A 20141-nucleotide genomic window follows, 5' to 3' on the forward strand; every position below is an offset into this window, starting at 1 on the left:
AGAAGAAATGGCGCATGTGACGGTAATCCCGGCCCAGCCGGAACAGCAGGAAATCCTGCGGGTGGCGGCCTACTGCCGTGTGAGCTCTGATTCCAACGATCAGCTTCACTCCTATGCCGCACAGATCCGGGCCTACACGGAACTGATTGGCAGCCATGAGGGCTGGGATCTGGTAGATGTGTACGCTGATGAGGGCCTGACGGGGACCCGGATGGATAAGCGGGATGACTTCAACCGGATGCTGGCCGACTGCCGCAAGGGGAAGATTGACAAGGTGATCGTAAAATCCATCTCCCGGTTTGCCCGCAACACCAGGGACTGTCTGGCTGCCCTGCGGGAATTGTTCCGTCTGGGCGTTGCCGTGCAATTTGAAAAAGAGAATATTGATACGCAGACGCTCACCACCGAATTGATGGTGAGCGTTTCTGCATCTCTGGCCCAGCAGGAATCCATCTCCATCTCTCAAAACCAGCGGCAGAGCTATCGCAGGCGGATGGAACGGGGACTTTTTATCACCTGCAAGGCCCCCTATGGCTACCGGCTGACGGAAGATGGCAAGAACTTGGAGATCGTGCCCGAAGAGGCGGAGCAGGTTCGGTGGATCTTTGACCAGTACCTGAGTGGTCGAAGCGCCGCTTGGATTGCGGAACAGATGACCCGGAAAAACATCCCTACGACAGACCGCAAGCCATATTGGCAGACCACCACGGTCCTCTACCTGCTCTCAAATGAGAAGTATGTCGGGGATGCCCTGTGCCAAAAGACCTTTGCCCATGGCTTCCCCTTTGTGAAGCGGCTGAACAAGGGAGAAAAGATGCAGTACTATGTGGAAGGGAGCCATCCTGCAATCATCTCCCACGAAGTGTTCGAGCGAGCAAAGGAGCTCCGGCGCCGGAAAGCTCAGCGCGCCGCCAGTGAACGGCAGGAATATCCGCTGACCCAGAAACTGGTCTGCGGAGCCTGCGGGGCCACTTTTGTGCGGCGTAAGAATAAAGGAAGTGGACTGAATGTCTGGGTCTGCCGCAGGCACGATGACAAGGCGGACAGCTGCCCCACCGGCAGGATACGGGAGGACGCAGTTTATCGCGCCTTTGTACGGATGTACAACCGGCTGAAGCAGAATGAGAGCGTAATTTTCCAGCCTGCCTTAAGCCAGCTTGACGCCCTCATTGACACCGCACACCGGGATAATCCGGCAATTCTGGAGATCAACCAGGCCATCGCCCAAAATACGGAGCAGAACTATAAAATCAACCTATTACAGTCTAAAGGTCTGCTGGACGAAGAAACCTGCGCAGCCAGACGGAATATGATCAACGCCAAGCTAAACCAACTCCGGGTGAAGCGCAGGCGTCTTCTGGAGAACGATGATATTGATGAGGCTGCGGAGGTCTTGCGCCGCACTGCCAGCCTGATTCAGAAAGGCCCGGACGCTCTGGAGTCCTTCGATGAAACCCTATTCGATGAGCTGGTGGAACAGATCATCGTGGACGCCCGGACTCAGATCCGGTTCCGGATCAGAGGCGGGATCGAATTGCGAGAGTCCCTGGAGGTGGGACCATGATCAAACGGAAATTAGTCTATGGCTACCAAATCGTGAATGGCGAGGTCGTCCTGCAGCCGGCGGAGAGCCCCATTGTAGTGAGAGTGTTCCGCCTGTATCAGGAGGGGCTGTCCTATCAGAAAATCTCCGACCAGCTCAATCAGGAAAAGCTCCCATACAGTGCAGAGGGCCAGATATGGGACAAGCACAAAATCAAACGCTTGCTGGAAAACCCGCGCTACATTGGAGAACAGGGCTTTCCCCCCATTGTGGACCGGGCTCTGTTCCAAGAAATCCAAGCTAGGATTCAGGGTAAAACCCAAAAGGCAACGGAAAGACCGGTGCGGCCAGTGCTGGCGTTCAAACGATACTTGCGCTGCGCACACTGCGCAGGACGCCTGCTGGGCTTGGGCGGCGCCGGCCAGAGTAAAGACACATTATATCTCAAGTGCGAGGGGTGCGGACGCGTTATCCGAATATTGGACGAAGATTTTCTGCACGAGGTTTACCGCCTGGCAAAAGACCGGCATTTGGCATCCAAAGCACAGTATACCCCCTCTGAAGAAGTGGTCCGGCTTACCAATGCCATCAACCGCGGTCTGGAACAGCCCGGCGACCCTTTCCAAGTAATTGATCTGATTCTGCAAGGTATATCCGCACGCTATGACTGTTGCCCGGTGAATATGCCGCAGGAGCAGGCTGGAGGGACAGATTTGAGAGGCATTGACCGTATGGTTGAGCATATCACGATATCCCAAGACAACCGGATCGAAATTCAATTCAAGGAGGGCTCGTTATGCCAGAAGAAACACGAAGGATCAGGGTGATCCCCGCCACAAAAGAAGAGACGGGGCGGGGCGGCGAGGCGGGGGGCCGCAAGAGAGTAGCGGCCTACTGCCGGGTCAGTACCAACAGCGAAGAGCAGATCAACAGCTATGAGTCTCAGAAATCCTACTATACGGAGAAGATCGAGAAGAACCCGGATTGGGAAATGGCCGGCGTGTTCGCGGACAAGGGATTGTCCGGCACCAGCCTGAAAAAGCGGGATCAATTCAATAAAATGATTGCCGCCTGTAGGCGGGGACGGATCGACCTTATCCTGACCAAATCCCTTTCCCGCTTCGCCCGAAATACGGTGGACTGCCTGGAGACTGTCCGCATGCTGAAAGCCAACGGGATCGGCGTGTACTTTGAAAAAGAAAACATCAATACTCTGACCGAAAGCAGTGAGTTCCTGATCACGCTGTTCAGCGGCTTCGCTCAGGCGGAGTCTGAGTCCCTGAGCAAGAATGTCGCCTGGGGTAAGCAGAAGAGTGCGGAGGCAGGCAATGTCCCATTCCAATACAAAAAGACTCTGGGCTACCGCAAGGGTAAAGATGGGAAACCGGAGATCGTCCCGGAGGATGCCAAAACTATCCGCCGCATTTATCAGCGGTACCTAGACGGGTGCAGCTTGGGGCAGATCAAGCAGGAGTTGGAGGAAGACCAGGTCCCCACAGCCCAAGGCGTCCATCGATGGTCCTACCAGGTGATCCAGAACATCCTCACCAATGAGCGGTACATCGGAGATGTACTTCTGCAGAAGACTTATGTGACAGACTGTATCAGCAAGCGGGTTAAGAAGAATCAAGGGGAGCGCCCCATGTACTACATCGAGAACAATCATCCGGCCATCATCCCGCGGGAGATCTACCAAGCGGTACAGACGGAGATGACGCGCCGGTCCAGTAAGCGAAAGGTGATGCAGAAGACAGGAAAAACGGAACAGGGCAAATATTCCTATAAATATGCTCTGTCCGAGCTGCTGGTCTGCGGGGAATGCGGTACTCCCTACAAGCGGGTGACTTGGGCCAGGAACGGAAAAAAGAAGATCGTCTGGCGGTGTATCTCCCGGCTGGAATTCGGGACGAAATATTGCCACACCTCGCCCACGATAGAAGAGAGAAAGCTGCATGCGGCTATCCTGTCCGCCATGAATGAGCTGGCGGACTTTGCCCAGGTACAGCGGGACGCCATGATGCTGGCCCAAAGTGCGCAGGAGAGCCAGGGTACAGGCGGGGATAGCCTGCTGGAGCTGAGACGGCGCCTCCAGGAGCTGAGTGTTGAGCAGGAAAGCCTGTTGGAGCAGATTCTGGACAACATGGACGATGTGGAGCTGAATGCCCGTCTGAAAGAAGTGGCCGATGAAAAGCAGAAGGTAAAGAACAAAATCGAGTCCCTGCGCCAGAACGAGATCTACCAAGCGGAGCGTGAGGAAAGGCTCCAAGCAATGTGGGCCAGCATTCAGGAGCATGCCAAAGGCTTCCAAGCGTATGATGATGAGTTAACGCGGCTGGTTGTGGAAAAAATCACCGTTCTGGACAGCAATACGATCCGCATCCGGTTCCGTGATACGGATCTGGAAATGGACCGCACATTATGATAATATGGGAAAAAGACAGGAGATGCGCTCAATGGCATGTTTTATTACAGGTGACACCCACGGGGATTTTACCCGGTTCAAAGAAGACATCTTCTATGAACAGGCGGAACTGAACCGTGAAGACTACGTAATTATTTGCGGCGACTTCGGAGGGATCTGGGACCGCAGCCCCAAAGAAAATAAGACACTGGACTGGCTGGACCGGCGGCCGTTCACAACTCTGTTTGTCTCAGGCAACCATGAGAACTTCGATGCACTCCGGGAGTATCCGGTCCTAGAATGGCACGGCGGGAAGGTACAGCAGGTCCGGCCCGGCGTCCTGCACCTGATGCGGGGGCAGGTTTATGACATCAACGGCAAGCGGTTCTTTACTATGGGTGGGGCCAGCAGCCACGATATTCAGGACGGCATCCTAGAACCGGATGACCGGCTATTCAAGCAGAAATTTCGGAAGCTGAGTATGGAACGGGCCCTGTTTCGGGTAAACCATCGGTCCTGGTGGAAAGAAGAACTTCCCAGCGAGACAGAATACGAAGAGGCCCTAGCCAATCTGGACAAGGCAGGCTGGGAAGTAGACTATATCATCACCCACTGCTGTCCGACCAGTGTACAGGATGTGTTTAGCGGCGGCCTGTTTCAGAAAGACGCTCTGACAGACTTCTTCGATGAGATACGGCGTAGATGTCAGTTCAAATACTGGTTTTTCGGACACTATCATGAGAACATGGTTATAGAGAAATCATTCGTAATGCTCTACGAGCAGATCATACGGTTAAAGTAATAGAGAAAAGGCCGGACTCCGGCCTTTTCTCTATTACTTTAACCGTGGCGGTCCGGATTGATCTACCGTTTGATTTACAAGCGACAAAAACACAGGGATGGAAGATTTTCCTCCGCCCCTGTGTTCTAACGAATCAGGTATGTAGAGTGTGATGTTGGCCAGGATATACGACTCTGGCCTTTTTGTAACCTTTCCAATCCAGATGCTGGCCGCACCGGTCACAGAAGTTCATGAATTCCCGTTCCATGGTCACATGGCATCTGGGACAGACATAATAACCATTTCCATCGGGAAAGCACATAACCTCTGTTACTGGCATTTTCATACGGTAGCCGGCAAGGATGAGCAGAAGGTTGGCAAAGATAGCCGGGGAAAGGGATGTTTGCCTCGGCGTTTTAGATTTCAATCGTCCTCTGCTGCCTGCTCCCATCATTCTTTTTCCTCCGGGAACAAGTCAGCAAATTCGCAGGAATAACGGACCTTCATTTTCAACAGTTCGTTCCAGTCTGGGAATTGTTCCCCGGCCTCGTACCGTTGGATCGTACGCGGGTCACAGGAAAGTTCTTCCGCAATTTCTTCTTGGGATATGCCGGCTTTTATACGGGCCTGCTGAAGTGGATTTTCAGGATGGCCTCCGCCCACCCTTGCGGTCATCTGCTTTTTTTTTCATGGTCATAATGATTCCTCCTTCAAAATTTTTAACGGGACATGTCCCGTTTTTCATTTTAGAGGAAACATTACCCAGGCAACACGGCGCCTGTGTCGGGTTGCAAAAAAAGAGGAATTTTGTCGTCAAACATAACAAAATGGGCCGGCAGAGGCCAGCCCATTTCTCAGGTATTTTGAGTCAATGTTGGCGGATTACGGCACTCCTCCGGTGCGTTTTCCGGCAGCAGACGCTCCGCCCAGCCCGGCCCAAAAACTTCCAGATTTGAAGCGCTTTGCAGCACCCGTACTAGGCAGCGGTACGGGTCCAGCCGGTTCTCCTTCGCCGTTTCCATCATACTGAAAATCATTGCGCTCCTCCTGGCCCTATTGAGCGTGTTGGTAGGCTCAACTGCTCATACACTTCTTTACCTAGTTTTTCAGAGGCGGAGCTAAACTGTTTCCTCCGCAAAAACCGGAGCGCCTCCATAAGCTGCTCCACCTGCTTTTCATATGCGTAGATCCGCTCCCATACGCCTGAAGTTTTTATATTCCCTATGGGAGATGGACACCATTCCCGTATTACCTTCCTGTTTGTTAACGCCATTTTTTATAGGTAAATTATACCATAAATCCCTCTAAAAGTCCAGTATTTTCAATACTTTGCGCCATTCAGACCATGCTTAGTTGCATACTACGGAAATATTTGATACATCCCTGTACAGATGCCCAGTCCTGTGATATAATCCATCCAAAGATTGGTCGGAGGTGATGGATCATATAACATATAAGGTAAATTGGCTTGGTTGTGATGAGTTAGACTTGTCCACATTTAACTTAGATGACATGTATCTGCGGCTAAAAAAATTCCCCGCATCTACCGTGATTTATACGAATATGGATATGCCCTGACTAAGCGCTCCATTGACTTTCTGGAGCGCAAATATCTCAAATAGCACTCGGCATATATGGACAAAACTTACAAGCGCTGAATCCCTTGCGCCGCAAGGCTTTCAAGGCACATCTTTTTTATCCGGGGGTGACAGAAAAAAGCCGGTTTGTCTGAACAAGCCGGCTTTTCTTTTTGCCCTGGCAGTTGTAAGAGATTTGAAAGAATTTCCCCATTTTCTTTGCAAGAAAGATCAGGTATCCTAGGAGCAGACAGGAGGGGGTCCCAATGAACGAGTGCATTCTGGTGGTGGACGATGACGCTGAGATCGTCAATGCCATTGCCATTCTGCTGGAGAAAGAGGGGTACCGGGTGCTGAAGGCCTACAACGGCATGGAGGCCCTGGATCTGGCCCTGGACCCAGGTCTGCGGCTCATCCTCATGGACGTGATGATGCCGAAGCTGGACGGGCTGTCGGCGGTGCTGAAGATCCGGGAGAAGCGCAACCTGCCCATCCTGATTCTCAGCGCCAAGAGCGAGGACACTGACAAGGTGCTGGGGCTGAGCATGGGGGCAGACGACTACATCGCCAAGCCCTTCAACCCCCAGGAGCTGGTGGCCCGGGTGCGCAGCCACCTGCGGCGGTACACCCAGTTGGGGGACGTGAACGCCGCCGGCCGCACCCGTGAGATCGTCAACGGCCGGCTGCGCTATCGGCCGGAGGAGCGGGTGCTGCTGGCGGACGGCGAACCGGTGCGGCTCACCGCCACCGAACTGAAGATCGTGGACCTGCTGATGCGCAACCTGGGCCGGGTGTTCCCCGCCGAGGAGATCTACCGCCGGGTGTGGGGGGAGGAACCCTTCGCCACCGAGAACACGGTGATGGTCCACATACGGCGGATCCGGGAGAAGATCGAGCTCAACCCAAAGGAGCCGGAATATTTAAAGGTGGTGTGGGGCATTGGATACAAAATCGAGAAGCGTTAAACCGGGCCTGGCTCTTCTGGCCTTTATCCTGGGGATCACCCTGCTGCTGTACAGCGGGGCGGGGTGGCTGTACCTGCTGGTCAGCACCAGCTCCGCCACCCGGGTCAACGTGTTGGATGCCTTCCGGAGCGATTACCAGCAGACCGCCGCCTTCCGCAGTATGCTGGGCAGCGACCTCTATTCCCTGCTTCATTACGCCGTCAGCTCGGAATACTACGCCTCACCGCCTCTGGCGGAGGAAGACGTGAACCTGCTCTACCTAGTGGAAAAGGGAGATATGCTGCGGTCCTCCAATACCGCCGCCGACCTCTCCTCCCCGGATACCCTGCCGGAGGGCTATAACTTTCTGCTCCGCTTTACCGGAGGCACCGCCTCCATCTGGAAGGATGGCCGGGAGCTGGACGTCTACGGGGACGGCTTCTTCCGGGGCACGGAGGAAGACTGGTACGTGCCCGGCTACGCCAACGGCGGGACCCATGATGAGGCCGAGTACGACAGCGTGACGGTATATATCGCCGCCGCCGCAGAACCGGCAGACTATGGCACGGGCTACGGGCCCTACAGCCTGGTGCAGGACATGACCAGGGTGCGCACCTACCTCATCTGGCTGCTGCTGGTGCCTCCGGCGGCAGGGGTGGCCTTTCTGGTGTGGGCCATTCTCTGGAGGAAGCACAAGCTGCGGGCTGACCAGGCCGTCGCCTGGTTCACCGGCCACATCTGGCTGGAGGTCAAGGCGGCGCTGCTGATCCCCCTGGTCTTTCTGTGGTGCGGCTGCGCAGTGAGCCTCATAGAGCTGTTCGTACACTATAATTACGGCGGGATCGTCTGGTGTCTGGCCACCCCCCTGCCCCTGTGGTGGTCTTACTTCTGTCTCAACGACCTGCGATACAATCTTGGGCAGCTGCGGTCCCACAGCTTCTGCGCCGCCTGCGTCCGGCTCTTCCGGCGGCAGGAGCTGGGCTGGACCGTTCAGAAGCGGATGGACCGGCGGGCGGTGCTCCAGTTCGTGCTGTGCGTCCCCTTCTTCCTGGTGTGGGCGGCTCAGTTTCCCAACCTCTATCTGCGGCGGTTTTATAGCGGCCTGCTCCCCCTGCTGCTGGCAGGCCTTTTCCTGGCGGGGGCGGCCCTCATCGCCGCCCAGATCAGACTGATGACCGCCAACCGGAAAACCACGGCTGACACGGACAAGCTGCTCACCCATATCCAGGCCGCCGGAGCGGGACAGCCCACCGGGGCCCTGGTCCTGCCGGAGGATTCCGACCTGCGGCAGGCCGCCGACAGCCTGGGCCACATGGAGGACGGTCTCCGGGCCGCCCTGGCGGAGCAGATGAAAAGCGAGCGGACCAAGATCGAACTCATCGCCAACGTGTCCCACGACCTGAAAACCCCCCTCACCTCCATTGTCAGCTATGTGGAACTGCTCCAGCAGGAGGAGGGGCTGCCGGAGCATGTGCGGGACTACGTCCGCATTCTGGCAGAGAAGGCCCAGCGGCTCCAGACCATGGTGCGGGATGTGTTCGAGGTAAGCAAGGCCGCCGCCGGAAATCTGCCGGTGGCGATGGCTCCCCTGGACTACGCCAAGCTGCTGCGGCAGACCCTGGCGGACATGAGCGAGGAGATCGAGGCCGCCTCCGCCTCCCTGCGTCCCCGGCTGCCGCAGGAGCCGGTATGGATCGAAGCTGACGGGGACCGGCTGTACCGGGTGTTCCAGAACCTGATCGGCAACGCCCTGAAGTACGCCCTGGAGGGCTCCCGGATCTATCTGGACCTGAATGTGGACCAGGGACAGGCGGCGGCCGTACTGCGGAATATCTCCCGGGACGAGCTGCCCCAGGACGTGGATCTGACTGAACGGTTTGTCCGGGGAGACGCCAGCCGCACCGATGGAGGCAGCGGTCTGGGGCTGTCCATCGCCCGCACCTTTACCGAGGCCTGCGGCGGCAGCTTCACTCTCAGGACCGAAGCCGACCTGTTCACCGTGCAGGTATCCTTTCCCCTGACAGACAAGCGTCCGGCGGAGGAACCGCCGGCGGAATAAGTGCGCGGACTTCGTCACGGCCGCCCCCGGATGGGGGCGGCCGTCTTTCTTTTCGTCGATTATTGACATGTCAATATTTCTATATTAAAATGAATCCGCAAACTTTCAAAAGTGAGGCGAGGCACATGGACCCCACACCCACCAATCCTCTGGGCACGGCACCCATCGGCAGGCTGCTGCCCAAATTTGCCATACCTTCGGTCATTGCCTTTCTGGTGACCTCCCTGTACAACATCGTGGACCAGATCTTCATCGGCCAGGGCGTGGGCTATCTGGGCAACGCGGCCACCACGGTGGCCTTTCCCTTCGTCACCGCCTCCACCGCCATCGCCCTGCTCATGGGCATCGGCACGGCGGCCAATTTCAACCTGAATCTGGGGGCCGGACGGCGGGAGGCGGCCCGCCAGGTGGCGGGTACCGGTCTGGTGGTGCTGGCTGTTTTGGGGCTCTGCCTGGGGTTTGCGGCCTACTTTCTCCGGGCGCCTCTGCTCACCTTTTTTGCCGCCACCCCTGACGTATTTCCCTACGCCATGACCTATACCGGCATCATCGCCTTCGGTCTGCCTATGGTCACCTTTACCACCGGGGCCAGCAACATGATCCGGGCGGACGGCAGTCCGGCCTTCTCCATGTTCTGCACCCTGTCCGGTGCCATTCTCAACACCATTTTAGACCCCATTTTTATCTTTGGGCTAAAACAGGGGGTGGCGGGAGGCGCTCTGGCCACCGTGCTGGGCCAGGCGCTGTCCCTGGTACTGGTGCTGGGCTACCTGCTGCGCACCCGGCTGCGTACCGTGCCCCTGACCCGGGCCGATCTGCGGCCTCAGCCCCGGCTGCTCAAGTCCATCTTTGCTCTGGGCATGGCCCCCTTCTTCAACCAGATCGCCATGCTGCTGGTGCAGGTGGTGCTCAACAACACCCTGACCTATTACGGCGCACTGTCCCGGTACGGCTCCGACATCCCTCTGGCCTGCGTGGGGGTGATCTCCAAGGTCAATATCCTGGTACTGGGCTTTACCATCGGCATCTCCCAGGGATGCCAGCCTATTTTCAGCTTCAACTATGGCGCGGGCAAGTACAGCCGGGTGCGGGAGGCCTATCGGAAGGCCATCATTGTGGCTACCCTGATCTGCTGCGGGGCCTTTCTGTGCTTCCAGCTCTTTCCCCGGCAGATCGCGGGTATTTTCGACTCCTCCGGCACTGAGCTGTACTTCCAGTTCTCCGAGCGCTATTTCCGTATCTTTATGCTGATGACCTTCGTCAACGCGGTACAGCCCATTACTTCCAACTTTTTTACCTCCATCGGCAAGGCTCCCAAGGGCATCCTGATCTCCCTGACCCGGCAGGTGATCTTTTTGATCCCCCTGATCCTGGTGTTTCCCCTGATCTGGGGCATCGACGGGGTGATGTACGCCGGTCCCATCGCCGACAGCGCGGCGCTGGTAGTGGCCTTCCTGCTCACCAGGCGGGAAATGAAACGTATGCCCGCCCAGGACAGGCTGCCTGATCCCGTCCACGTACAGAGATAACCAAAAAGAGCGCCGCGGGGCGATGCCCCGCGGCGCTCCTTTTATGCCGCTTTCCGGCTATGGTACGGTAAACTCAGCAGCCGCAGTTGTTGCCGCAGCCGCAGCCGTTGTTGCTGCTCTCGCCGGAGCCGCAGCAGCAGCACAGCAGGATGATGATGAGGATGATCCACAGGCAGTTGCCGCCGCCGAAACCGCAGCCGTTGTTGCACATCATAAGAAGTACCTCCCGGTTGAAAATGGAGCGCCGGTGCCGGGGGACGGAGCGTTCCGTCCTTCGGCCCGGTCTCACTTCATATTATGCCGGGGGGGCCGGGTGGTGCATTATTCCAGCTCAAAAGCGCCGGTGTACAGCTGATAGTACAGGCCGTGCTGGTGGATCAGGTCCTCGTGGCTGCCCCGCTCCACGATGCGGCCGTGATCCAGCACCATGATGGCGTCGGAGTTGCGGACGGTGGACAGTCGGTGGGCAATGACAAATACGGTGCGGCCGCTCATCAGGGCGTCCATGCCCCGCTGGACAATGGCCTCGGTGCGGGTGTCAATGGAGGAGGTGGCCTCGTCCAGGATCATCACCGGGGGATCGGCCACGGCGGCCCGGGCGATGGCGATCAGCTGCCGCTGGCCCTGGGACAGGTTGGCGCCGTTGCCGGTGAGCATGGTGTCGTAGCCCTGGGGCAGGCGGCGGATGAAGTCGTCGGCGTTGGCCAGGGCGGCGGCGGCCTCCACCTCCTCATCGGTGGCCTCCAGGTTGCCGTAGCGGATGTTCTCCCGGACGGTGCCGGTGAACAGGTTGGTGTCCTGGAGCACGATACCCAGGGAGCGCCGCAGGTCGGGCTTGTGGATGTCGTTGATGGAGATGCCGTCGTACCGGATCTTGCCGTCGGCGATATCGTAGAACCGGTTGATCAGGTTGGTGATGGTGGTCTTGCCGGCGCCGGTGGCGCCCACGAAGGCCAGCTTCTGTCCGGGCTTGGCGAACAGGGTGATATCGTGGAGGATGGTCTTGCCCTCCTCATAGGCAAAGTCCACGTCGTCGAAGCGCACGTCGCCGGTGAGGCGCACATAGGCATAGCTGCCGTCGTCCTGAGGCACCTTCCAGGCCCAGATGTTGGTGCGCTTGTCGCTCTCGTGGAGGTTGCCGTCCTTGTCAAAGGACACGTTCACCAGGGTCACCTTGCCGTGGTCCTCCTCGGCGGGCTCATCCATCAGATCAAAGATCCGCTGGGCGCCGGCCAGAGCCATGACCACCGAGTTGAGCTGCTGGGAGATCTGGCTGATGGGGTTGGACAGGCTCTTGGACAGCTGGAGGAAGGTGGCGATGACACCCAGGGTGATGCCGGAGCCGATGCCGCTGAGGGCCAGGGCACCGCCGGCCATGGCGATAATGACGTACTGGATGTTGCCGATGTTGATGAGGATGGGCATGAGGATGTTGGCGTACTTGTTGGCCTTGTCGGCGCTCTCGAACAGGGCGTCGTTCACCTTGTCAAAGCCCTCCTGGGCCTCCTGCTCATGACAGAAGACTTTAACCACCTTCTGGCCGTTGATCATCTCTTCGATATATCCGTTCAGGTCGCCCAGCTTTACCTGCTGGCGGACAAAGTAGCGGCCGCTGCGGCCGGCCAGTACCCGGGTGACACACAGCATGACGATGATGCACAGGATGACCACGCCGGTGAGCAGCAGATCGGTGGTCAGCATGCCCACGAAGGCCACCACGATCATCATCAGGGAGTTGATGACCTGGGGGATGCTCTGGGAGAACATCTGGCGCAGGGTGTCCACGTCATTGGTGTAGACGCTCATCACGTCGCCGTGGGCGTGGGTGTCAAAGTACTTGATGGGCAGGGACTGCATATGGCCGAACAGGTCGTCCCGGATCTTCTTCTGGACGCCCTGGGAGATGGTGACCATCAGGCGGTTGTAGGCCAGGGCGCACAGGGCTCCGGTGATATACAGACAGCCCATCATGGTCAGGGCGTGGATCAATCCGTCAAACACAGGGTTTTCCATGGCCATCAGCGGGGTGATATAGTCGTCGATGAGGGAGCCCAGGAACAGGGAGCCGGACACCGAGGCAATGGCGCTGATCAGGATACACAGCAGCACCAGGATGAACCGGAAGCCGTAGCCCCGGCCCACATAGCTCATGAGCCGGCGGACGGTATGGGACTTCTTTACAGGGGACTTATTCATCGTCGCTGCCTCCCTTCGTCTGGGACTCGTAAATCTCACGGTAAATGTCGCAGCTCTTCAGCAGTTCCTCATGGGTGCCCATGGCGGCGATCTTGCCGCCGTCCATCACCAGGATCTTGTCGGCATCCTCAATGGAGGAAATACGCTGGGCGATGATGAACTTGGTGGTCTCCGGGATCTCCTCCCGGAAGGCCTTGCGGATCAGGGCGTCGGTCTTGGTGTCCACGGCGGAGGTGGAGTCGTCCAGAATGAGGATCTTGGGCTTCTTCAGCAGGGCACGGGCGATACACAGCCGCTGCTTCTGGCCGCCGGACACGTTGGAGCCGCCCTGCTCGATGTGGGTGTCGTACTTGTCGGGGAACTCCTGGATGAAGGGGTCGGCCTGGGCCAGCTTGCACACCCGGACCATCTCCTCGTCTGTGGCCTCCTTGTTGCCCCAGCGCAGGTTCTCCTTGATGGTGCCGGAGAACAGCACGTTCTTCTGGAGCACCATGGCCACCTGCTCCCGCAGGGCGTCCATGTCGTAGTCCCGCACATCCACGCCGCCCACCAGCACGCGGCCCTCGGTGGCGTCGTACAGGCGGGGGATCAGCTGGACCAGAGTGGTCTTGGAGGTACCGGTACCGCCCAGGATACCCACCGTCTCGCCGGAGTTGACGGTCAGGTTCACATCCTTCAGGCACTCCTTGGTGGGGTCCTTGGCGTAGCTGAAGCTGACGTTCTCAAAGACCACGGAGCCGTCCTTCACTTCTTCGATGGGATTGGGGCCGTTCTTCAGGTCGCTCTTCTCGTTGAGCAGCTCGGTGATACGCTCAGCAGAAGCACGGGCCAGGATGATCATGACCAGCACCATGGACAGCATCATCAGGCTCATAAGGATCATCATGATGTAGCTGAACATGCTGGTCAGCTGGCCGGTGGTCAGGTCGCCGCCCACCACCAGGTTGGCGCCGATCCAGGACACGGTGATCATACAGGCGTACACACAGATCTGCATCAGGGGCATGTTGAAGGCGATGATCTTCTCCGCCTTGGAGAAGTCCATATAGATCTCGTTGGAGACCTTGCCGAATTTCTCTTTCTCGTGGTCCTCCCGGACGAAGGACTTCACCACCCGGATGCCCAGCAGATTCTCCTGCACCACGTTGTTCAGCCAGTCGTACTTCTTAAAGACCCGCTCGAACAGGGGATGGGCCGACCGCATGATGATCAGCAGGCCCGCCGCCAGGATGGGGATGACCACCAGGAAGATCAGGGCAAGCTTGGGGTTGATGGTAAAGGTGAGCACCCAGGCACAGATGAGCATGATGGGGCAGCGCACCGCGATGCGGATGATCATCATGAAGGCCATCTGCACATTGGTCACATCGGTGGTCAGGCGGGTGATGATACCGCCGGTGGAAAATTTATCGATATTGGAAAAAGAAAACTTCTGCACGTTCCGGTACATTTCCCGGCGCAGGTTGCGGGAAAAGCCGGTGGACGCCCGGGCGGCAAACCGGCCGGACAGAGCGCCCAGCAGCAGGGCCATCAGGGCCATCACCACTACCAGAACGCCATATTGCACGATATGTGTCATGCTGCCCGCCTTCACGCCTTCGTCCAGCAGTTTGCCGGTCATCATGGGGATCAGCACGTCGAAGGCCACCTCGCCGATGACGAAGATCGGGGTGAGGATGGTATCCCGTTTAAATTCTTGAATGCAGCTTATAAGCCCTCTTCTTTTCTTCATAGGTTTCCTCCTTGGATCGCTGTGGTCTGCGCTTACATCAAGTTCTGCTTCAGTTTCTCCACCGTGGCCAGAAACTGATCCAGCTCCTGCTGGGACAGGCCCCGGGTCAGCGTCTGCTCCACATGGGAGATCCGCCTTGTGACCTCCTGGAGCAGTGCGTCCGCCTTGGGGGTGGTGGTCACCTGCTTGAGCCGGGCGTCACGGGACACCGACCGGCGTACAATGAAGCCCTCCGCCTCCAGGCGTTTCAGCAGGCGGGAGGCCGTGGAGCGGCGGATGTAAAACGCCTCTTCAATGTCCTTCTGACAGATCTCCTGGTCCCGGTTGTGACACAGAAAGCCCAGGATCTTGGCCTGCATCTCGGTAAAATCGTCCCCCTCGGGACTGCCCGTGGTGGTCTCCATCACCTTACGCCGCAAGAGGTTGGACAACGCCTTGATCTCGTATCCCACGTGGTGCTCCTGACGCATCCACTCATCTCCTTTGTTTGCGTTACTTATTAGTTTAGTTGCATTGCTAACTGTTGTCAATGCGCAACATCCACAAAACTCTCACCGCTCTTTCCTGTCCATTCTGACAGGTATAAAAAGCAGCCGCCGCGGTACACCGCGGCGGCTGTGAGACGCTGTTCTGTTACAGGCGGGGGACGGTAACGCCCGCCATGATCTGCTCCGCTTTGCTCCGGGTGAGCGCACCGCTGGTCACCGTCCGGTCCAGCAGCACCCCGCCGGTTTTCATGGGAGCGTTCAGGGAGAAGTAGGACAGGTAGACCACCTGAGCCCGCAGGAAGCTGCTCCTGGCCAGCATGGTCTGCTCCCCGCTGGTGAGCACCCCCCAGGCCACGCTCTTGGTCACAGCGGTGTCCCAGGTAAAATCGGGGGTGGTCCCGCTGTCGGTGTAGCCCAAGGCCCGGAGGATCAGGGTCATGTACTCATTGGCCGAGATCTGGCGGTCCGGCGCATAGTAGAGCTGTCCGGAAGCGCTCTCCCCCACGCCGTTCACGTAGCCCTTTTCATAGGCGTATGCCAGATAGCGGTCGCTCCACGCCGCCGTGTCCGCGAAGGGATTGACCGCCGTACTGGACAGGGCGGCCTGTTCCTCCCCGATGAGCCGCAGGAACATCACCAGGCCCATGATCCGGGTGGAGGGCACCTCCAGATCGTATCCGCTGCCGTAGGCGGTCCCGCTGCCCTGGAACAGCCCCATCCCAAACAGGGCGTCGGCCAGGGCATTGTAGTCCACACCGGAGCCGGAGGCCACGGAATAATAGCCCTCCACACTGAGCACCGCGGTGTCCGAGGTGATGGTGATGCCGACGGTGGTATTCTCTCCCGCCAGGTAGCGGTGCCGGAGGGTCAGGCTGCTGCCGGAGGCCGCCGTCTGCCCCGCCGTCACATCCACCACCGCGCTGCCCGACACGGTCAGGCTGGCGCTCCCCGCCAGCAGCATCCCGCCGGAGCCGGTGGACAGGGTCACCACATCCCCCTTCTTGAAGCGGAGGTCGGTGAGAGAGGCGGCATAGCTCTGCTCCCCGCCGGCCAGGGCCAGGTAGGTGCTGTGCTTCTGGTTCAGATCGGCCAGGGCGGACTGGTAGGTGTCCTCCGTCTTTTCCTCCACCCGCTGGGTGACCTGTTTTTCCACATCCGGGATGTAGGTATTGGTGAGATAACTTTTGGAGATCAGCGATTCGCCGGCGGCGTAGACCACCGCGCCGCTCACCAGGATGGCGGCGGCAAGCAGGACAACTGCGGGTTTCTTCATGGCACCTCCGAAATCATATAGCTCAGAGCCAGCAGGCTGTCGGCAAAATGGACGTCCTCCACCACCACATCGGGAGCAGCCAGAGACAGCTCGATATTGGTAAAGTTCCAGATCCCCTTCACACCGGAGCGCACCAGACGGTTGGCAATGCCGGGGGCCACCCGGCCGGGGACGGTAAGGACCCCGATGCTGGCGGGGTGCTGAGCCAGATACTCCTCCAGATGATCCACGTGGTGCACCGGGATGCCGGAGACCTCCCGGCCTACCAGGTCGGGCACCACGTCAAAGGCGGCGGCCAGAGCCACGCCGGAGCGGTCAAAGTGAAAGTTTTCCATCAGGGCCCGGCCCAGGTTGCCCACCCCCAGGATCACGGCGGTATGGCCCCGGTTCATCCCCAGGATATCGGCAATCTCGTCCCGCAGGGTACTCACATTATACCCGTAGCCCTGCTGCCCGAACTCGCCGAAGCAGGACAGGTCCTGCCGGATCTGGGAGGCGGTGAGCCCCAGGGAATTGCCCAGGGCGTTGGAGGAGATGCGCTCCACGCCGGCCTGGTGCAGGTCATTCAGATGCCGGTAATAGCGGGGCAGGCGGCGGATCACCGGGCTGGACACCTTTTGCTTTTTCATATCAAATCACACTCTTTCCAGAGCATAACTGCCAGTCGTTCTTATCTAGTTTACTCGAAACGGCGGGCGATGTCAACTTCCCCCGCCAATTCCCGGGGCACAGACAGGCCCGCTTCCGCATAGAATGGAGCCAAAAGGAGGAATGTCCGTTGGATACATTTGGAACCATTTTGACCCGTGTTTATACCTCCCGGGCCCAGATTCCGGTATCAGGCGCTACCGTGGCCTTTACTCAGCGGGGAACCGAAGGACACCACGAGCTGCTGGCGGTGCGGGTAACAGATGAAAATGGCCGCACCTCGCCCGTGCAGGTGAGCACTCCCGACGCCGCCGCCAGTGAATCCCCCGGCACCGCAGATCCCTTTGCCGTATGCGATATCTGGGCAGAATCCCCTGGTTACGAGCTTCTGGTGGTGGAAAACGTGCAGATCTTTCCCGGCACGGAGACGCTGCAGGAGCTGGAACTCATCCCCCTGCCCGAGCAGATGTCCGCCCTGCTCCCCGAGCATCCGGTGAACATCCCGCCCCAGAATCTGTAAGGAGGGAGACTATGCCTGAATCTCTGCCCATCACGCCCTATGTGCCCCAGTACATCACCGTCCATCTGGGTGCGCCGGGCTCCAACGCGGAAAACGTCACCGTCTCCTTCCCGGAATACGTGAAAAACGTGGCTTCCAGCGAGATCTACCCCACCTGGGAGCCTGCCGCCCTTCGGGCCAACATCCTGGCCATCATCTCTTTCGCCCTTAACCGGGTATACACCGAGTTCTACCCCAGCCGGGGCTATCCCTTCAACATCACCTCCTCCACCGCCTACGACCAGAAGTTCATCAAGGGCCGCAACATCTTTGAGAACATCAGTCAGCTGGTGGACGAGATCTTCAACTCCTACATACGGCGCATCGGGTTCGTGGAGCCTCTGGCTGCCAAGTTCTGCAACGGCACCACCGTCACCTGCGACGGACTGTCCCAGTGGGGCAGTCAGGCTCTGGCGGAGGAGGGCCGGGACTACATGTCCATCCTCCGCTCCTACTACGGCGACAATATCGAGCTGGTCACCAACGCGCCGGTGCGGGGCATCCGCTACTCCTACCCCGGCTATCCCATCCGCCGGGGGGACAGCGGCGAGGCGGTACAGCGCATCCAGGTGATGCTCAACCGCATCTCCCGGGACTACCCCGCCATCCCCAAGGTCTATCCGGTGGACGGCATTTTCGGCTCCGCCACCGAGGGGGCGGTAAAGAAATTCCAGCAGATCTTCGACCTGACTCCCGACGGTATCGTGGGCAATTCCACCTGGTACAAGATGGTGTTCCTCTACGTGGGCGTGCTGGACCTGGCGGAGCTCATCAGTCAGGGCCAGACCTACTACCCCGGCAGCAGCGGGCAGTCTCTCCCCAACGTGCTGCGGGAAGGGGACCGGGGGGAGCCGGTGAAAGTGATCCAGTATGTGCTGTCGGTAGTGGCGGAGTTCTACAACAACATCCCCGCCGTAGCCATCGACGGCATCTACGGTCCCGCCACCAAAAACGCCGTCATCGCTGTCCAGCGGATGGCCGGTCTCACCCAGGACGGCATCATGGGGCCCCGGACCTGGGCCGCCCTCTACCGGCTGTACGCCGGCATCGTGGACACCGTAGGCACCTATACCAACGTGATCCCGGAACAGTTCCGTCCCGACCTGCCTGAGAGCCAGGCCACCGGCCTGACCCAGTATCCCGGCCAGCCCATGACCCTGGGCTCCGCCGACCAGAGAGGAGCCGCCTCATGATCGCACCTCAAGAGATCCGCCTCATCGGTCAGCCCATCCGCAGCCTCCAGACCATGCTGCGGGAGCTGTCTTTCGTCTATGATTTTCTTCCCCGGCTCACCCCCGACGGCATTTTCGGGGAACAGACCCTGGAGGCCGTCATGCTGTTCCAGCGGGAGTTCTTTCCGCCGGTCACCGGCCGGGTGAATCAGGCCACCTGGGATGCCATTTCCGCTCTCTATCTCCAGGCCATAGCCCGGCGAATCCGCCCTCTCCAGGGTTATCCCGGCGGCGAGTATACCGTCAGCCCCGACCAGGACAGCGTCCACCTCTATCTGGTGCAGTCCATGTTCCGGGCTCTGGCCCGTCTGCTGGACGGGGTGGAATCCGCCCCTGTCTCCGGCCGGAACGACGCCGCCACCCAGCGCAATATCCGTTGGATCCAGCGGCTGGACGGTCGGCCGGAGACCGGTATTCTGGACCAGGACAGCTGGAACACCGTCAGCCGGCTGTACACCATGTTTGTCACCTACAGTCAGGCATAAATAAAAGGGGCGCTGCTTGGCAGCGCCTCTTTTTCAGGTCTCGTGGTCCACGACCTTCATCTTTTTCAGATTGCCGATCTTGTGGCTGCGGCGCTCCAGCTCGGAGAGCACCGCATCCAGCGGGATGTTCTGGTCGGCCATCATCACCATCAGGTGGTAGATCAGGTCGGAGATCTCCCCCACCGTCTCCTCCTGCTTGCCGTTCTTGGCAGCGATGATGGTCTCGGAGCACTCCTCCCCCACCTTCTTCAGGATCTTGTCCAGACCCTTGTCAAACAGGTAGCAGGTGTAGGACCCCTCCTGGGGGTCGCTCTTGCGTCCCAGCACCACCTGGTACAGGTCCTGCAATACGGTATCGTTCATGTGTTTTCCTCCCAAATATCGTTGAAAAAGCAGCTTCTGGCCCCGGTGTGGCAGGTGGGGCCCTCCGGCACGCACAGATAGAGCAGGGTGTCGGTATCGCAGTCGGTGACCACCTTCTTCACATGGAGGAAGTGGCCGGAGCTCTCTCCCTTGTTCCACAGCTTTTGGCGGCTGCGGGACCAGAACCAGGCGGTCTTTGTTTTCAGGGTCAGCTCCACTGCCTCCCGGTTGGTGAACCCCAGCATGAGAATATCCTTGCTCTCCGCGTCCTGAATGATGACGGGGATCAGATCCGACTTCTGAAACAGTACATTCAAATCAAAGTCCATGG

20 protein-coding genes are annotated in these 20141 nt (G+C 58.7%); 10 read left to right on the plus strand and 10 right to left on the minus strand.

Annotated elements, in window-relative coordinates:
* Window positions 1–7: 7 nt before the first annotated feature.
* Genes E0E41_RS04845 through E0E41_RS04860 form a run of 4 tightly spaced genes read left to right on the plus strand, consistent with a single transcriptional unit; the run spans window position 8 to window position 4746 of the window.
* Window positions 8–1564, plus strand: a complete 1557-nt coding sequence (locus tag E0E41_RS04845) for a recombinase family protein (protein ID WP_130868968.1) — start codon at window positions 8–10, stop codon at window positions 1562–1564.
* Window positions 1561–2370, plus strand: a complete 810-nt coding sequence (locus E0E41_RS04850; RefSeq protein WP_130868969.1) for a recombinase family protein — start codon at window positions 1561–1563, stop codon at window positions 2368–2370. Before E0E41_RS04845 ends, E0E41_RS04850 begins: the two co-directional genes overlap by 4 nt.
* Window positions 2340–3965: a recombinase family protein gene (locus tag E0E41_RS04855; RefSeq protein WP_130868970.1), complete on the plus strand. Its 1626-nt coding sequence runs from the start codon at window positions 2340–2342 to the stop codon at window positions 3963–3965. The genes E0E41_RS04850 and E0E41_RS04855 overlap by 31 nt, the downstream gene beginning before the upstream one ends.
* A 31-nt stretch (window positions 3966–3996) precedes the next feature.
* On the plus strand, window positions 3997–4746 hold the full coding sequence (locus E0E41_RS04860) for a metallophosphoesterase family protein (protein ID WP_130868971.1): 750 nt from the start codon (window positions 3997–3999) through the stop codon (window positions 4744–4746).
* 429 nt (window positions 4747–5175) lie between these two features.
* On the opposite strand, the gene E0E41_RS04865 is transcribed toward E0E41_RS04860, so the two are convergent.
* Together E0E41_RS04865 and E0E41_RS04870 are read right to left on the minus strand one after the other, a co-directional pair.
* On the minus strand, window positions 5176–5400 hold the full coding sequence (locus tag E0E41_RS04865; RefSeq protein WP_130868972.1) for a helix-turn-helix transcriptional regulator: 225 nt from the start codon (window positions 5398–5400) through the stop codon (window positions 5176–5178).
* Window positions 5401–5579: 179 nt separating this feature from the next.
* Window positions 5580–5762, minus strand: coding sequence for a transposase domain-containing protein (locus E0E41_RS04870; protein ID WP_130868973.1), 183 nt, complete (start codon window positions 5760–5762; stop codon window positions 5580–5582).
* An 806-nt stretch (window positions 5763–6568) separates the two neighbouring features.
* On the opposite strand from E0E41_RS04870, the gene E0E41_RS04875 reads away from it, so the two are divergent.
* From E0E41_RS04875 to E0E41_RS04885, 3 genes are all read left to right on the plus strand, one after another.
* A complete protein-coding gene (locus E0E41_RS04875) occupies window positions 6569–7267 on the plus strand; it encodes a response regulator transcription factor (protein WP_130868974.1) in 699 nt (232 codons plus the stop codon).
* Window positions 7242–9305 (plus strand): sensor histidine kinase, encoded by a 2064-nt coding sequence (locus E0E41_RS04880; RefSeq protein WP_130868975.1) that lies wholly within the window; start codon window positions 7242–7244, stop codon window positions 9303–9305. The genes E0E41_RS04875 and E0E41_RS04880 overlap by 26 nt, the downstream gene beginning before the upstream one ends.
* A gap of 125 nt (window positions 9306–9430) precedes the next feature.
* A complete protein-coding gene (locus tag E0E41_RS04885; RefSeq protein ID WP_130868976.1) occupies window positions 9431–10834 on the plus strand; it encodes an MATE family efflux transporter in 1404 nt (467 codons plus the stop codon).
* A gap of 73 nt (window positions 10835–10907) precedes the next feature.
* On the opposite strand, the gene E0E41_RS18465 is transcribed toward E0E41_RS04885, so the two are convergent.
* From E0E41_RS18465 to E0E41_RS04910, 6 genes are all read right to left on the minus strand, one after another.
* Complete coding sequence (locus tag E0E41_RS18465; RefSeq protein WP_165450477.1) at window positions 10908–11048, minus strand: hypothetical protein; 141 nt, start codon at window positions 11046–11048, stop codon at window positions 10908–10910.
* A gap of 107 nt (window positions 11049–11155) precedes the next feature.
* Window positions 11156–13030 carry an ABC transporter ATP-binding protein gene (locus E0E41_RS04890; protein WP_130868977.1) on the minus strand — a complete coding sequence of 625 codons (1875 nt, stop codon included), beginning with the start codon at window positions 13028–13030 and terminating at the stop codon, window positions 11156–11158.
* Window positions 13023–14762, minus strand: a complete 1740-nt coding sequence (locus E0E41_RS04895) for an ABC transporter ATP-binding protein (protein ID WP_130868978.1) — start codon at window positions 14760–14762, stop codon at window positions 13023–13025. The genes E0E41_RS04890 and E0E41_RS04895 overlap by 8 nt, the downstream gene beginning before the upstream one ends.
* Window positions 14763–14794: 32 nt before the next feature.
* Window positions 14795–15232 (minus strand): MarR family winged helix-turn-helix transcriptional regulator, encoded by a 438-nt coding sequence (locus E0E41_RS04900; protein ID WP_130868979.1) that lies wholly within the window; start codon window positions 15230–15232, stop codon window positions 14795–14797.
* Between the two features lie 163 nt (window positions 15233–15395).
* Window positions 15396–16523, minus strand: coding sequence for a hypothetical protein (locus tag E0E41_RS04905; RefSeq protein WP_130868980.1), 1128 nt, complete (start codon window positions 16521–16523; stop codon window positions 15396–15398).
* The gene (locus E0E41_RS04910) at window positions 16520–17152 is read right to left on the minus strand and encodes a redox-sensing transcriptional repressor Rex (protein ID WP_130868981.1); all 633 of its coding nucleotides are present in this window, start codon (window positions 17150–17152) and stop codon (window positions 16520–16522) included. Before E0E41_RS04910 ends, E0E41_RS04905 begins: the two co-directional genes overlap by 4 nt.
* 149 nt (window positions 17153–17301) lie before the next feature.
* Here E0E41_RS04910 and E0E41_RS04915 point away from each other — a divergent pair, with 149 nt between their 5' ends.
* Genes E0E41_RS04915 through E0E41_RS04925 form a run of 3 tightly spaced genes read left to right on the plus strand, consistent with a single transcriptional unit; the run spans window position 17302 to window position 19447 of the window.
* Window positions 17302–17691, plus strand: a complete 390-nt coding sequence (locus E0E41_RS04915; protein ID WP_130868982.1) for a spore cortex-lytic protein — start codon at window positions 17302–17304, stop codon at window positions 17689–17691.
* Window positions 17692–17702: 11 nt separating this feature from the next.
* A complete protein-coding gene (locus tag E0E41_RS04920) occupies window positions 17703–18923 on the plus strand; it encodes a peptidoglycan-binding protein (RefSeq protein ID WP_130868983.1) in 1221 nt (406 codons plus the stop codon).
* Window positions 18920–19447: a peptidoglycan-binding domain-containing protein gene (locus E0E41_RS04925; protein WP_130868984.1), complete on the plus strand. Its 528-nt coding sequence runs from the start codon at window positions 18920–18922 to the stop codon at window positions 19445–19447. The genes E0E41_RS04920 and E0E41_RS04925 overlap by 4 nt, the downstream gene beginning before the upstream one ends.
* Window positions 19448–19480: 33 nt before the next feature.
* Here the strand turns inward: E0E41_RS04925 and hisE are convergent, their stop codons facing one another.
* Window positions 19481–19810, minus strand: a complete 330-nt coding sequence (gene hisE, locus E0E41_RS04930) for a phosphoribosyl-ATP diphosphatase (RefSeq protein ID WP_130868985.1) — start codon at window positions 19808–19810, stop codon at window positions 19481–19483.
* Window positions 19807–20139, minus strand: a complete 333-nt coding sequence (gene hisI, locus E0E41_RS04935; RefSeq protein ID WP_130868986.1) for a phosphoribosyl-AMP cyclohydrolase — start codon at window positions 20137–20139, stop codon at window positions 19807–19809. Before hisI ends, hisE begins: the two co-directional genes overlap by 4 nt.
* Window positions 20140–20141 lie beyond the last annotated feature (2 nt).

Origin of the sequence: Intestinimonas massiliensis (ex Afouda et al. 2020) (assembly GCF_900626285.1) — a bacterium.
Taxonomy (GTDB): Bacteria; Bacillota; Clostridia; order Oscillospirales; family Oscillospiraceae; genus Flavonifractor; species Flavonifractor massiliensis_A.

What these genes read in the sequence shown, in the direction of transcription:
- E0E41_RS04845 (WP_130868968.1), top strand. Translation starts at nt 8, where the DNA reads ATGGCGCATGTGACGGTAATCCCGGCCCAGCCGGAACAGCAGGAAATC.
- E0E41_RS04850 (WP_130868969.1), top strand. Translation starts at nt 1,561, where the DNA reads ATGATCAAACGGAAATTAGTCTATGGCTACCAAATCGTGAATGGCGAG.
- E0E41_RS04855 (WP_130868970.1), top strand. Translation starts at nt 2,340, where the DNA reads ATGCCAGAAGAAACACGAAGGATCAGGGTGATCCCCGCCACAAAAGAA.
- E0E41_RS04860 (WP_130868971.1), top strand. Translation starts at nt 3,997, where the DNA reads ATGGCATGTTTTATTACAGGTGACACCCACGGGGATTTTACCCGGTTC.
- E0E41_RS04865 (WP_130868972.1), bottom strand. Translation starts at nt 5,400, where the DNA reads ATGACCGCAAGGGTGGGCGGAGGCCATCCTGAAAATCCACTTCAGCAG.
- E0E41_RS04870 (WP_130868973.1), bottom strand. Translation starts at nt 5,762, where the DNA reads ATGATTTTCAGTATGATGGAAACGGCGAAGGAGAACCGGCTGGACCCG.
- E0E41_RS04875 (WP_130868974.1), top strand. Translation starts at nt 6,569, where the DNA reads ATGAACGAGTGCATTCTGGTGGTGGACGATGACGCTGAGATCGTCAAT.
- E0E41_RS04885 (WP_130868976.1), top strand. Translation starts at nt 9,431, where the DNA reads ATGGACCCCACACCCACCAATCCTCTGGGCACGGCACCCATCGGCAGG.
- E0E41_RS18465 (WP_165450477.1), bottom strand. Translation starts at nt 11,048, where the DNA reads ATGATGTGCAACAACGGCTGCGGTTTCGGCGGCGGCAACTGCCTGTGG.
- E0E41_RS04890 (WP_130868977.1), bottom strand. Translation starts at nt 13,030, where the DNA reads ATGAATAAGTCCCCTGTAAAGAAGTCCCATACCGTCCGCCGGCTCATG.
- E0E41_RS04895 (WP_130868978.1), bottom strand. Translation starts at nt 14,762, where the DNA reads ATGAAGAAAAGAAGAGGGCTTATAAGCTGCATTCAAGAATTTAAACGG.
- E0E41_RS04900 (WP_130868979.1), bottom strand. Translation starts at nt 15,232, where the DNA reads ATGCGTCAGGAGCACCACGTGGGATACGAGATCAAGGCGTTGTCCAAC.
- E0E41_RS04905 (WP_130868980.1), bottom strand. Translation starts at nt 16,523, where the DNA reads ATGAAGAAACCCGCAGTTGTCCTGCTTGCCGCCGCCATCCTGGTGAGC.
- E0E41_RS04910 (WP_130868981.1), bottom strand. Translation starts at nt 17,152, where the DNA reads ATGAAAAAGCAAAAGGTGTCCAGCCCGGTGATCCGCCGCCTGCCCCGC.
- E0E41_RS04920 (WP_130868983.1), top strand. Translation starts at nt 17,703, where the DNA reads ATGCCTGAATCTCTGCCCATCACGCCCTATGTGCCCCAGTACATCACC.
- E0E41_RS04925 (WP_130868984.1), top strand. Translation starts at nt 18,920, where the DNA reads ATGATCGCACCTCAAGAGATCCGCCTCATCGGTCAGCCCATCCGCAGC.
- hisE (WP_130868985.1), bottom strand. Translation starts at nt 19,810, where the DNA reads ATGAACGATACCGTATTGCAGGACCTGTACCAGGTGGTGCTGGGACGC.
- hisI (WP_130868986.1), bottom strand. Translation starts at nt 20,139, where the DNA reads ATGGACTTTGATTTGAATGTACTGTTTCAGAAGTCGGATCTGATCCCC.